13 protein-coding genes are annotated in these 12313 nt (G+C 64.5%); 3 read left to right on the forward strand and 10 right to left on the reverse strand.

The window, feature by feature from the left end:
* Window positions 1-1422 (forward strand): DEAD/DEAH box helicase (locus tag EN884_RS08875; protein ID WP_164894954.1); only part of this gene is annotated, 1422 nt, incomplete at its 5' end.
* A 117-nt stretch (window positions 1423-1539) separates the two neighbouring features.
* Window positions 1540-2250 (forward strand): DUF805 domain-containing protein, encoded by a 711-nt coding sequence (locus EN884_RS08880; RefSeq protein ID WP_063169563.1) that lies wholly within the window; start codon window positions 1540-1542, stop codon window positions 2248-2250.
* Here EN884_RS08880 and EN884_RS08885 read toward each other — a convergent pair.
* The 6 genes from EN884_RS08885 to leuD form a co-directional block, all read right to left on the reverse strand.
* Window positions 2240-2728 (reverse strand): GNAT family N-acetyltransferase, encoded by a 489-nt coding sequence (locus EN884_RS08885; protein ID WP_063169564.1) that lies wholly within the window; start codon window positions 2726-2728, stop codon window positions 2240-2242. The two genes, EN884_RS08880 and EN884_RS08885, sit on opposite strands and share 11 nt — an antisense overlap.
* A 4-nt stretch (window positions 2729-2732) precedes the next feature.
* A complete protein-coding gene (gene leuB / locus EN884_RS08890; RefSeq protein ID WP_063169565.1) occupies window positions 2733-3836 on the reverse strand; it encodes a 3-isopropylmalate dehydrogenase in 1104 nt (367 codons plus the stop codon).
* Window positions 3837-4126: 290 nt separating this feature from the next.
* Entirely contained in the window at window positions 4127-4477 is a 351-nt protein-coding gene (locus EN884_RS08900) for a VOC family protein (protein ID WP_063169566.1), read from the reverse strand.
* 13 nt (window positions 4478-4490) lie between these two features.
* Window positions 4491-4874, reverse strand: a complete 384-nt coding sequence (locus EN884_RS08905) for a RidA family protein (protein ID WP_063169567.1) — start codon at window positions 4872-4874, stop codon at window positions 4491-4493.
* A 221-nt stretch (window positions 4875-5095) separates the two neighbouring features.
* Window positions 5096-6025: a hypothetical protein gene (locus EN884_RS08910; RefSeq protein ID WP_013528788.1), complete on the reverse strand. Its 930-nt coding sequence runs from the start codon at window positions 6023-6025 to the stop codon at window positions 5096-5098.
* A gap of 69 nt (window positions 6026-6094) precedes the next feature.
* Window positions 6095-6700, reverse strand: a complete 606-nt coding sequence (gene leuD, locus EN884_RS08915; RefSeq protein ID WP_013528787.1) for a 3-isopropylmalate dehydratase small subunit — start codon at window positions 6698-6700, stop codon at window positions 6095-6097.
* A 128-nt stretch (window positions 6701-6828) separates the two neighbouring features.
* Here leuD and EN884_RS08920 point away from each other — a divergent pair, with 128 nt between their 5' ends.
* Complete coding sequence (locus EN884_RS08920; RefSeq protein ID WP_013528786.1) at window positions 6829-7254, forward strand: GNAT family N-acetyltransferase; 426 nt, start codon at window positions 6829-6831, stop codon at window positions 7252-7254.
* A 76-nt stretch (window positions 7255-7330) separates the two neighbouring features.
* Here the strand turns inward: EN884_RS08920 and EN884_RS08925 are convergent, their stop codons facing one another.
* The 4 genes from EN884_RS08925 to EN884_RS08940 form a co-directional block, all read right to left on the reverse strand.
* Window positions 7331-8497: an FAD-binding oxidoreductase gene (locus EN884_RS08925; RefSeq protein ID WP_063169568.1), complete on the reverse strand. Its 1167-nt coding sequence runs from the start codon at window positions 8495-8497 to the stop codon at window positions 7331-7333.
* 29 nt (window positions 8498-8526) lie between these two features.
* A complete protein-coding gene (locus EN884_RS08930; protein WP_063169569.1) occupies window positions 8527-10128 on the reverse strand; it encodes an ATP-binding protein in 1602 nt (533 codons plus the stop codon).
* Window positions 10119-10811, reverse strand: a complete 693-nt coding sequence (locus EN884_RS08935) for a response regulator transcription factor (protein WP_063169570.1) — start codon at window positions 10809-10811, stop codon at window positions 10119-10121. Before EN884_RS08935 ends, EN884_RS08930 begins: the two co-directional genes overlap by 10 nt.
* Before the next feature lie 3 nt (window positions 10812-10814).
* Window positions 10815-12313 (reverse strand): DUF4173 domain-containing protein (locus tag EN884_RS08940; RefSeq protein ID WP_245491916.1); only part of this gene is annotated, 1499 nt, incomplete at its 5' end.

A 12313-nucleotide genomic window follows, 5' to 3' on the forward strand; every position in this document is an offset into this window, starting at 1 on the left:
GTGGTGCTCGACGAGGCCGACGAGATGCTCGATCTCGGCTTTCGCGAAGACCTCGAATTCATCCTCGACGCCGCTCCGGCCGAACGCCGGACGCTGATGTTCTCGGCCACGGTGCCGCGCTCGATCGCCACGCTCGCCCAGGGCTATCAGCGCGATGCGGTGCGCATTTCGGCCGCCGGCGAGGAGAAGCAGCATCTCGACATCGAATATCGGGCGCTGAGCGTCGCCCAGCCCGACCGCGAGAACGCCATCATCAATGTGCTGCGCTATTACGAAGCCAAGAACGCGCTGGTGTTCTGCAACACGCGTGCCGCCGTCAATCATCTGACCGCGCGCTTCAACAACCGCAACTTCTCCGTCGTCGCCCTGTCGGGCGAGCTCAGCCAGAATGAGCGCAGCCATGCGCTGCAAGCGATGCGGGACGGCCGCGCAAAAGTCTGTATCGCCACCGATGTCGCGGCGCGCGGCATCGACCTGCCCAATCTTGAGCTGGTCATCCACGCCGATTTGCCGACCAACCCGGAAACGCTGCTGCACCGCAGCGGCCGCACCGGCCGCGCCGGGCGCAAGGGCGTCAGCGCGCTGATCGTGCCCAACAGCGCCCGCAAGCGCACCGAACGGCTGTTGCAGAACGCCGGCCTCAAGGCGACATGGGCGAGCCCGCCCTCGGCCGACGACGTGATGCGGCGCGACGACGAGCGCATCCTTGCCGATCCGGCTTTCGATGAGCCGGTGAAGGAGGACGAGCGCTCCTTCATCGACGCGCTGCTCGCCAGGCATGGCGCCGAACAGGTGGCCGCTGCCTTCGTGCGCCAGTGCCGCGCCAGCCGCTCGGCCCCCGAGGACCTCATGGAGATCGCGCCCTTCACGCCGTCGCGTGAAAGACCGGCGGGCGAAGGTTTCGCGCGCCGCGACGAGGCGCCCAGCCGCCGCGACGATTTCGGCGACAGCGTCTGGTTCTCGCTGTCGATCGGGCGCCGGCAGAATGCCGAGCCGCGCTGGCTCATCCCGATGCTATGCCGCACCGGCAGCATCTCGAAGCGAGAGATCGGCGCCATCAAGATGCAGCCGGAAGAGACCTACGTGCAGATCGCAGCGGATTGGGCAGACCGCTTCCTGGCCGCGATCGGTCCCGACCGGAAGCTGCAAGGCAACATCCTGGTGAAGCGGCTCGACGGTACGCCCGATCTGTCGCGCGCCGGCTATCAGCCGCCAAGCCCCGACAAGAAGCCGCATCGCGGCAAGGCGCCGTTCGATCCCAACGCGCCGAAGCGCAAATTCGAAAAACGTGCACCGGCAGCAGCCGATCAGCGCCCGACCGCCCCGCATGATGCAAAGCCATGGGCGAAGAAGCCGGGCAAGCCGAAATTCGACACCTCTGGTGCACCCAAGCACAAGAAGGCGAAGAAGCGGCCTTCGTAAGACCGGGCAACGAGCCTCATCCGCCCGCATGACGCCGGCCGCATCCCGATGCGGTCTTGCCCATCGGTTCGGCCATGTGCCACACCTTGGCAGGGACGTGGCAAGTGGGGGTGGCAAATGCGCGGCAAAGTGCTTCATTATGACGAAGTCCAGGGCTTCGGCTTCATCACCGGAGCCGACGGCAACCGCTACACCTTCACCCGCGAAAACCTGCGCCGGGAAACCACTATGCGGAAGGGCGCGGGCGTGGAATTCCAGGCGGGCGGCGGCCAGGCGCGCGACGTCTTTTTGATCGCCGCCGAGACGGCTGCGCCGGCCGGCGACGCTGGTACGAGCGCCGCGCCGACTCAAGCCGGTAACGCACCATCCGCTTCTGCGCCACAGGCCCAGCATTTCGGCCGTTCCTCCGGGCCGGCCGAGCCCACCGATCTCTGGGGCTATTTCTGGCGTGGCGTGACGCAGAACTATTTCAATTTCGCCGGACGTGCCCGCCGCAAGGAATATTGGGGTTATTTCCTGTTCTGGGTGGTCTCGCTGCTTGTCATCGGCGGTATCGGTCTTTTCGCCGACAACGAAATGGGCAATTTCGACAGCAGCGTATCGGCGGCGGTAACCGTCGGCCTTTGCGGCACCTTCGTCCTGGCGACACTGCTGCCCAGCCTCGGCATGACCGTTCGCCGCATCCATGACATCGGCCTCTCGGGCTGGCTTTATCTGGTGGTGCTGATCCCGACCATCGGCAGCCTGATCATCCTGGTCTTCGCGCTGATCCCGACGCAGGCCCGCGAAAACCAGTGGGGACCGGTGCCGGCGGGCGTCAGGGTCTAGGGATGATCGCCTTCAGCGCCTCGCCCGAAAGCCTGAGAAAGACCTTCTGGCCGTGGCGTTCTGCGCCAAGCCGGTCGTAGAAGCGCTGCGCGCCTTCGTTCCAGTCCTCGCTGGTCAGGTCGATGCGGCCGATGCCTTCGCGCAGGCAATGATCGGCGAGAAAGCCGATCAGCGCCCGGCCGACACCAGCGTTGCGGGCTTTGTCGCGCACGAACAGGTCCTTGAGGAACAGCAGCCGCTCGAGATCGATACCGGGATGCGCGATCGCCACCGACGCCAGGCCGCTGACCTCGCCCTCGATGAAGGCGAGCGCGAAATGCGGATAGGCCGGGCTTTCCTCGCCAAGCCATTTTCGTGCCGCAGACAGGGCCCGGTCGGCATCGAGAGGCCGTTGCCGATAATGTTCCGCCATCTCGCAAAACATGGCCGCGAGCGTCGTCGCGTCCTCGATCGTCGCCCAGCGGACGTCGACCGTCACGGTATCAGCCCAGGAATTTGGCGATGATCGCGTCGCCCATCTCAACCGTACCGACCTCGGTCATGCCATCGGACATGATGTCTTTCGTCCGCAGGCCCGCGTCGAGCACGGCGGCGATCGCGCCTTCGACGCGGTCGGCTTCATCGACCATGCCGAAGGAATAGCGCAGGCACATGGCGAAGGAGGCGATCATGGCGATCGGGTTGGCAATGCCCTTGCCGGCAATGTCGGGCGCCGAACCGTGCACCGGCTCGTACAGCGCCTTGCGCTTCTTGGTCTTGGCGTCAGGCGCGCCGAGCGAGGCCGACGGCAGCATGCCGATCGAGCCGGTCAGCATGGCGGCGATGTCGGACAGCATGTCGCCGAACAGATTGTCGGTGACGATGACGTCGAACTGTTTTGGCCAGCGCACCAGCTGCATGCCGCCGGCATCGGCCAGCATGTGGTCGAGCTTGACGTCGGCATAACGCGCCTTGTGGGTCTGGGTGACGACCTCGTTCCACAGCACACCCGACTTCATCACATTGCGCTTTTCCATCGAAGTGACATGGTTCTTGCGGGTCCGCGCCAGCTCGAAGGCGACGCCCGAAATGCGCTCGATCTCGAACGTGTCGTAGACCTGCGTGTCGATGCCGCGCTTCTGGCCGTTGCCGAGGTCGATGATCTGCTTGGGCTCGCCGAAATAGACGCCGCCGGTCAGCTCGCGCACGATCAATATGTCGAGACCTTCGACCACCTCCTGCTTGAGCGAAGAGGACGCTGCCAGTGCCGGATAGCAGATGGCCGGGCGCAGATTGGCGAACAGCTCCATGTCCTTGCGCAGCCGCAGCAGGCCGGCTTCTGGGCGCACTTCATAAGGCACCGCATCCCATTTCGGACCGCCGACGGCGCCGAACAGCACCGCGTCGGCCGCCATCGCCTTTTCCATGTCGGCATCGGAGATCGCCGCGCCATGCGCGTCATAGGCACAGCCGCCGACCAGCCCCTCATCGGTGGCAAAACCGCTGCCGAGCCTGTCGTTCATGACCGCGATCAGTTTCTTGACCTCGGCCATGGCCTCAGGACCGATGCCGTCACCGGGGAGCAGGAAAAGATGCTTCGTTGCCATGGAGAAACCGTCCTGGAAAGATTTGAACCGCGGCCTTGCTAAACGCCAAGCGAGTTGCATGCAAGCAGGAACGCAGCGATCACGGATAACCCGATTCGTTGGTGATCCGTAGCGCCCCCCTCTGCCCTGCCGGGCATCTCCCCCTCAAGGGGGAGATTGGCAGCATTATCGTTTCGCCTCTTCTTTCTGACGTGGAGATTGGCGAACGCCGAGGCGACATCCAATCTCCCCCCTTGAGGGGGAGATGGCCGGCAGGCCAGAGGGGGGCGCTGTCCCGCCGGCATACGTCATCACTGATGCGAGAGAATGTTGACCAGCCGACCGAACGGATCGCGGACGTAGAAGCGCCGCACGCCCCACGGTTCGTCGGCCGGTCCGTATTCGATGGCAAAGCCCGCCGCCTTCATGGCATCGAGCGCCGCATCCACGTCGTCGACCTCGATGGAGAGGTCGGGCACCGGCGTGCCGGAACCGCCTTGCGCCATGAAGCTGACCTGGACATCCATCTTTGCTTGCGAGCCGTAGGTTGCGATCCAGCCGAGATCCATCAGCACGTCGAGGCCGAGCACATCGTGGTAGAAACGCTTCGCCGCCGCGACATCCGCTGTCTCGATATTGGCAACAATGCGCTGGACTTTCATCGTCGGTCGCCCTTCAGGCCGTGCGCCGCAGCGCCGTCACCTCGATCTCGATCTTCATTTCCGGTTTGTTGAGTTGGCAGACGATCATCGTCGCTGTCGGCCTGATGTCACCGAACGTCTCGCCGAGGATCGGGAAGACTACATCCACGAAGGCCTGGTCGGTGATGTAGTAATGCGCCCGCACCACGTCAGCCATCTCGAAGCCGCCGTCCTTCAGCGCCTTGCCGATCGTCGCCAGGCAATTGCGCGTCTGCGCCTCCACCGTCTCCGGCATCGTCATCGTCGCATAGTCGTAGCCGGTGGTGCCGGACACAAAACACCAGTCGCCCTGCACCACGGCGCGCGAATAGCCGGCGGTCTTTTCGAACGGCGAACCGGTGGAGATGAGTTTGCGCATATGAGGGGCCTTGCTTGGGTTGTCGGCCAGCATTAGCAGGCGGAACGGCGCGGGTCGTGGGCCAAGCCAGGCAAACTGTTATCCCGGAAGCGAAGCGCGAACCTCCGAGATTGGTTGAAGCATCCCTTCCGTCGTCATCCTATGGCGGAGCAAGGAGCGTAGCGACGCGGCGCAGACCATAGGATGACGAAAGCGAGGGGGTGCTGCGCAACGCTAAAGCTTTAATTTGCCGCCCCCAGCGCCTTGTCCAACGCCGCCTTCACATCCGCCGGCCATGTCGCCACATCAGGCCAGGCGTTCGGCTGGCCATTGTCGCCGCGGCGCGCAAAATAGAGCCTGTGCTGGGCCGGGTCGACCGCCATGAAGCCGTCATTGCCGCCGCAATCATGCGGCACGCAGCCGCTGGCGTAGAAGGCGCCCGAAGCGGTCTTTTCGGTGCCGCCGCCGACCAGCAGGCTGGTCGCCATGTCGGCCATGTCCTTGCCGAGCAGCTTTTCCGCTTCCTTGTAGACGGCCTCATTGTGGAAGGCGTCGATGATGTTCTGGTACTTTTCCGGATCGATGTCCTTCCAGTCCGTGCCGGGTTCCGGCATGTAGGTCAGATTGCCCGAAATCGTCAGCCCGTCGGTCGGCGACCATTGCAAAGCCGGTTTCTCATCCCCCGGCAACAGGTAGGGCACGAAATAGATGGCGTTGTCGGACACCGCCGAGGGCGGGGCGCCGCACTGGTCCTGCTCGACAGTGGTGCTCTGGATCGTGCCGCCTTCCGGCTTCCAGACGATCACCGTCGCCGGCCCGCATTGGTTGCCGCCGTCGCCGACATCGAACAGCGCCACCTTGACGCCGCCGACCTCGACTATTTTGTCGAAGAAGACATCGTAATTGCTGGCCAGCTGCTTGCCGTCATAGGCAAGCACCTTCTCGCCATACTGTTCCTTCTGGGTGATGGTCAGCGTGCCGCCTTCGAATGGCACCGGGGCCTGCTTGTCGTCATCGGAAGCATCGGCGGCGTTCGTCCCCTGATCGGCGGACGGCTGCTCCGTCGCCGGGGCCGGCTGTGTGGCGGGCGTCTGGGTCTGCGCAGACGCGCTGGCGATTTGCCCCAGCAACAAGGCCAGCCCGCAAAGGCCGGCAAGAAGCGAACGTGTCATGACTGTCCCTCCACTCAGTCGCCGCGAACCGGCCCGAAAGGCCAGATCCACCCGTCCGGAGCGCGCCGCTCAGGCCCAGGGGCGCTGTTCGGCGTTGCGCTTCTCGAACGAAGCGATGGCGCCGGCTTTCTCCATGGTCAGGCCGATATCGTCGAGCCCGTTGAGCAGGCAGTGCCGCTTGAAGTCGTCGAGGTCGAATTTGACCACGCCGCCATCCGGCCCACGGATTTCCTTGGCTTCGAGGTCTACCGACACCGTGGCATTGGAGCCGCGCGAGGCGTCGTCCATCAGCTTCTCGAGATCCTCGGGGCTGACGGTGATCGGCAGGATGCCGTTCTTGAAGCAGTTGTTGTAGAAAATGTCGGCGAACGAGGTCGAGATGACGCAGCGAATACCGAAGTCGAGCAGCGCCCACGGCGCATGCTCTCGGCTGGAGCCGCAGCCGAAATTGTCGCCGGCGACCAGGATCTGCGCCTTGCGGTAGGCCGGCTTGTTGAGCACGAAATCCGGGTTTTCCGAACCGTCGTCCTTGTAGCGCATTTCGGCGAACAGGCCGGTGCCGAGCCCGGTGCGCTTGATCGTCTTGAGATAATCCTTCGGGATGATCATGTCGGTGTCGACATTGACGATCGGCATCGGAGCGGCGACGCCGGTGAGCTTGGTGAATTTTTCCATGGTTTTTGCCCGTGTTTTCGTTGCGGGGGAATTTGCTGAGGCCCGGTTTACACAAAGCCGGCGGCAAATAAAAGGCAACTGTTCGTGCATGGTGGCACAAGCCAGCCCGATGGTGCAATCTGGCGGCCATGGCAGAAAACGCACACGTCCTCTACGAAAGAGAACCCGCGCTCGACATCGCCGAATTCCGTCGCGTGCTGGTCGAATCCGGCCTCGGCGAGACACGGCCGATCGATGATGAAGCGCGGCTGCGGGCGATGCTGTCGGGCGCCAATCTGGTGCTGACCGCGCGCCTTGATATTCAGGGCAAGCCGCTGATCGGCGTCATCAGGGCGATCACCGACTTCTCCTGGGTCTGCTACATCTCCGAACTCGCCGTTTCCCGATCGGCACAGGGGCTCGGCATCGGCAAGGGCCTGATGGACGAGGCGCGCCGGCAGCTTGGACCATCGGTCGCCATCAGCCTGATCTCCATGCCCGATGCCGTCGGCTTCTACGAACGTATCGGCATGAAGCGCATGGCCGACGCCTTCTGGTTCGACCGCAAGGGCTGAGGCTCGCTCGAAATACTCTTCCGCAACCGTGGCGATCCTTCGCGCCAGCGTCAAAAAGGACCTTCCCTTCGCCCGCTCAAATCACATTCAATTCCCGGAACGCCCTTCCCTCCGCCACCCGCTCATACCCGAACGCCGAGCAATCCACCGTGCGATAACCGCCATGCACGATCAGCTCGGCCAGCGCTTTGCCCACTGCTGGCGCCTGCTGCAGGCCGTGGCCGGAAAAGCCGTTGGCGAATAGGAAATTGCCGACGTCGGGATGCGGACCGATCACCGCGTTCTGGTCGAGCGTGTTGTAGTCGTAGTGGCCGGCCCAGGCACGGGTCGGCTTGATCGCCTCGAAGGCGGGAATACGGGTCGCCAGCACCGGCCAGATCACCTCTTCGAACAGTGGCCAGTTTACCTCGAAGTCGCCGGGATCGGGTGCGCAGTCGCCTTCCTCCGGTTCGGCGCCGCCGGTGAGGTAGACCGAGCCTTCCGGACGGACATAGATGCCGGAGGGATCGACCAGCAGCGGCATGTCGGCATATTTCTCGCGCGCCTCGAAGACGAAGACATTGCGCTTGCGCGGCTCGACCGGCAGCTCGAGCCCGGCCATGGCAGCCACCTTGCCGGCGTTAGGGCCGGCGGCGTTGACGACGATGCCAGCCTCCAGCGTCTCGCCATTGCCCAGGCTCACTCCCGTGACGCGGTTGCCATCGCGCGCGATGCCGGTGACATCTGCGGCGATGAAATCGACTTTCTTCTGCCGCAGCGCCTTGCGGAACAGCGTCAGCATCGCATGCGCGTCGAACCAGCCTTCGCCGGTGCGGCCATAGGCGCCGGCTGAAATGCCCTCGGTCGACAGCCATGGGAACCGGCGCACCAGCTGATCCGCGTCCTCCAGCACAATGTCGGCGCCCTCGGCCATCTGCGCCTGGTGATTGCTCCTCAGGATCGGCAAGCCGTCCTCGCCGGCAAGGATGAGGTAGCCGCCCTCGCGAAAGCCGATATCGGCGTCATCCCCGAACTCTTCCTTCAGCCGCCGGAACAGCTTCAGCGTGAACTGCGACAGGCGGATGTTTTCCGGGATCGAGAATTGCTGGCGGATCGAGGCCATGGACAGCGTCGTTGCCGCATGCGCGAATTGCGGATCACGCTCGACCAGCGCGATCGTGCCGGAAAACCCTTGCTCACGCAGGTAATAGGCGACCGAGGAGCCGACGATGGCTCCGCCGATGATGACGATGTCGTAGCGCATGTTCTCTCCGATCCGGCCGATAGTGTCCTTCACGCCACCGGCAGAATGACCTCGAAGCGCGTGCCGCGCTCGCTGTCAACCAGCGCGATCATACCATCATGCGCTTTCAGGAGGGCCAGCACGATGCCAAGCCCCATGCCGGTGCCGCCCTGTTCGCGCCGCGTGGTGAAGAACGGCTCGAAAATGCGCGCCCGGTTGCTCGGCGAAATGCCGGCACCGTCGTCGCTGACCAGGATGCTCGCCTTGCCGCCGGCGCTCGTAGCGGAGACAGAAACCTGCGTCGCGCCATGCCTGGCCGAATTGTCGATGAGATTGGCCAGCACGATAGCCGCGTTCTCGGCCGATATGCGCAATCTGATGTCGCCGCCGGCCCCGATGCTAACCGTGAGCCTGCTATCGACGGGCAGCAGCGACAGTGCCGCACCGAGCGATGTGCTTTCGCCGCTCGGCGCCAGGTTTTCGGCGCGCGCCAGGTCGAGCAGGCGCCGCACCAGCAGATTGAGCCGCCCCGCATCGGTGACGATATTGTTGGAGAAACGCCGCCGCTCCGCATCGTCCATCGCGCCACCGGAATCGCGCAGCAATTCGGCCGCGCCCTGGATCGCCGTCAGCGGCGATTTGAGCTCATGCGAGACATGTGTGGCGAAAGTCTGGACCGAGTCCGACCGTGCCTGAAGCTTCTCGGCCATGTCGAGGAAGGCTGCGGACAGCTCCGCCATCTCTCGCGTGCCGTGGTGGTCGAGCGGCCGGATCGCCGTGCGGTCGCCGGCGGCGATGCGCTCGGTGCGGTCGATCAGCGCATAGATCGGCCGGCTGACGGTGCGCAGGAAGATGAGACCGATGAGCAGCGTGCCGCCGAGAATGGCGATCGCCGCCAACGTCACCTTGCCGCGTTCGCCATAGAGATGCTTGATGATGTTGTTGGGCGTCCGCGACACATAGACGACGCCGGCGACCTGGCCGTCGACAGCGACCGGCAGGGCGACGAAGACACGCACCTTGGTGCCGCGGCTGACCGAATAGAGCGGTGGCGTCGGCTGGTCGGGAATGCGCAGCCTGAGCGCGCTGGCATAGTGGCCGGCAAGTGCTGTGCGCACCTCTTCGACCGCACTGAGCGACTGGCCGACCTCGCCGCGCCCGGCAATGACGACGCCCCGGGGGTCGAGCAGCCGGAAGCCGGCCAACGTGGTTTTCTGGGTGGCGTCGAGGATGCCGGACAGGCGCGCGCCGATCACCGCGAAGGCGGGATCGACGATCACCGGCATCGCCGCCGGCCGGGTCGGCAGGACATAATCCGAGGCAAGATCGAGCTGCGGTTCGATTGGCCTGTAGAGCGGGTCCGGATTGACGCTGCGGCTTGAATCCCCACTTGGCTCCGGCATCGGCGCACCGAGCTTTTCCGGTGGGATGCCGGCGTCACGTACATCCCGCGCATAGATGGCGGCGATGGCAGCGCCTTGCGCGATCAGCTCCGCCTCGGTCTGGCGGATCAGCTGGTTCTCGTAGAGGCGGAAGAAGAACAGGCCGACCAGTGGCAAGGCCATCACCATGATCAGGATGGCGACGACGACCGTGGCAAGCCGTGGCCGCCATTTGCGGCCGATCCATTTGCTGGAGGCCGTCAGCCGCATCGGCCAAGCCGGAAGCCGACGCCATGCACCGTCTCGATGACATTTGGGCAACCCACGGCTGCCAGTTTGGCGCGGATGTTGCGGATGTGGCTGTCGACGGTGCGGCCGGCGACGTGGATGTTTGCGGCATAGGCGCTGGCCGTCACCGCGTCGCGGTCGAGCACATGCGCCGGCCGCGCCAGGAACCCCTTCAGGATCGAGAACTCTATTCCTGTCAACGATAACGGCTTGCCGTCGAAGCTGGCGGTATGGCTGGCCGGCGCCAGAGCCAGTTTGCCATGCGAAAACTGCCTGTCGTCGGCCGGTTCGGGCACCGCCGGGCGGGCGCGCCGCAGGATGACGTTGACGCGGGCAACCAGCTCGCGCGGGCTGAATGGTTTCGTCACATAGTCGTCGCCGCCCATTTCGAGCCCGAGGATGCGGTCGATCTCCTCGTCGCGCGCAGAGAGGAACAGCACCGGCACATCGGATATGTGCCGCAGCCGCCGGCAGACCTCCAGCCCGTCCATTTCCGGCATGCCGATATCGAGCACGACGAGGTCCGGTGCCCGGCGGCCGATTGCCTGCAAGGCGGCGGCACCGTCGGCCACCCCTGTCGTTTTCATGCCGGCCTTCTCCAAGGCAAAGCAGATCACCTCGCGGATGTGCGGGTCATCGTCGGCGACGAGGATGTGATGCGGCATGGATCAGCGGCCCGGCATGGAAGGTTCGATAGCGGAGGGAATCACGAACGGCTCCTTGGTGTCGAGATATCGAAGCAGCCGCCAGTCGCGAAAGCTCCAGGCCCGCCAGTTCTGCTGGATAGTTCGATACCAGATTTCGTCGCTGCCGCGCACGCCGGCCAGTTCGCGGACAGTGCCGGCGGCCGCCGTCTTGCCCTGGTGCTCGAGGAAGCGATCAAGCGCGGGAAACGCGCCCGGACCGAGCGAGTGAAGATACCAGGCGTCTAGGGGAATGCCCTGGCCGGTCATTTCGAGGGAATGGTCGACATTGTAATTGGCGATCGTTGCTGCGAAATTGATGAAACAGCCGGCATAAAGCGTCAGGGATAACGTCAGAAGATTGGCGGACAGCAGCCATTCGTTGGATTTTCTAAGCGCGATGCGGGCAATGATCAGGGCAAGGCCTGCTGCCACCAGCCCCATCCAGACAAAGGCGGCGACGCGCCAGTAGGTCAATGCATAGATGCCGACATAGAGGTCGAGCCGCAGGATCGACGAGATGACCAGCATGATGTTCTGCGCCACCCAGACATAGACCAGCCGGCGGATCAGCGGATCGGCCGAGGTTTCGCTGCCGGGTCGCAGCGCTGCCAGCACGAAGCCGGCGGCAAGCAGTGCCGTGACGATCAAGGGATAGGCGCCACGATGCGCGTAGGAGGCGTAGCTCAGCCCATCGGGAAGCGCTGCCCCGCCCCACAGATAGGCGGCGTCGAGCGCCGTCTGCAGCGCAAACAGGATGTTGAAGACGATCAGGGCGCGCAGGATGGCGGCCTTGCCGAACAGGATGTCTTCGATGGTGGTGGCGGTTTTGCCGGCTTGAGCGCTGACCGCCGGCAACGCGCGCGGGATGCGGCGAACCAGGCGCGGCATGCGCGGTCGCAGAAAAGCCCAGACAGCGGCGAGCACGAACAGCCAGAAGGCAATCCGCGCCAGCTGGATAAGATCGAGCAGCCTCACGAGATCGATCAGCGACAGCCAATAGTCGATGACCGGATTGGCGGCACCGAACAGCGCCAGGAAGACCGCGCCCAGCGTCAGCGGCATCACCCAGACGGCGATCGCCGCCAGCCGGATGCGGCGCCCACCGAACCGCCGCGCCGTCCTCCGCCAGCGGATGAAATCAATGACGAAGCGGAACGGCGCCGCCAGCCCGAACAGCACGATCTGCCCGGCAATGCGGGCGATGCTGTGCCGCAGCCGACCGCTCAACGAAAGCGCGAAGACGGTCAGCGCCGCCAGCGCGATCGAGACCGACAGGGTGCTGACATTTTCAGCCAGCGGCAGCAGCGGGACAAGCAAGGCGATGGGCTTGAGCCAGACCCGGCCGTCGTTGAAGGCGGCCGGGTGCACAGCGACGACCGCCGCGGCAATCAGCAGGGCGAACAGGAAAACCGTGATCCCGGCGGGCTGGCCATAGAACAGAAAATCCGCGAGCGCTGCCAGCAGGATGGCGACACCGAAAC

It is taken from the genome of Mesorhizobium sp. M7A.F.Ca.AU.001.01.1.1 (assembly GCF_004022735.1).
Classification (GTDB): domain Bacteria; phylum Pseudomonadota; class Alphaproteobacteria; order Rhizobiales; family Rhizobiaceae; genus Mesorhizobium; species Mesorhizobium ciceri.

Coding starts and splice junctions, on each gene's coding strand:
- EN884_RS08905 (WP_063169567.1), bottom strand. CDS start 4,874: ATGCGCAAACTCATCTCCACCGGTTCGCCGTTCGAAAAGACCGCCGGC.
- leuD (WP_013528787.1), bottom strand. CDS start 6,700: ATGGAAAAATTCACCAAGCTCACCGGCGTCGCCGCTCCGATGCCGATC.
- EN884_RS08880 (WP_063169563.1), top strand. CDS start 1,540: ATGCGCGGCAAAGTGCTTCATTATGACGAAGTCCAGGGCTTCGGCTTC.
- EN884_RS08930 (WP_063169569.1), bottom strand. CDS start 10,128: ATGCGGCTGACGGCCTCCAGCAAATGGATCGGCCGCAAATGGCGGCCA.
- EN884_RS08900 (WP_063169566.1), bottom strand. CDS start 4,477: ATGAAAGTCCAGCGCATTGTTGCCAATATCGAGACAGCGGATGTCGCG.
- EN884_RS08920 (WP_013528786.1), top strand. CDS start 6,829: ATGGCAGAAAACGCACACGTCCTCTACGAAAGAGAACCCGCGCTCGAC.
- EN884_RS08935 (WP_063169570.1), bottom strand. CDS start 10,811: ATGCCGCATCACATCCTCGTCGCCGACGATGACCCGCACATCCGCGAG.
- EN884_RS08925 (WP_063169568.1), bottom strand. CDS start 8,497: ATGCGCTACGACATCGTCATCATCGGCGGAGCCATCGTCGGCTCCTCG.
- EN884_RS08910 (WP_013528788.1), bottom strand. CDS start 6,025: ATGACACGTTCGCTTCTTGCCGGCCTTTGCGGGCTGGCCTTGTTGCTG.
- leuB (WP_063169565.1), bottom strand. CDS start 3,836: ATGGCAACGAAGCATCTTTTCCTGCTCCCCGGTGACGGCATCGGTCCT.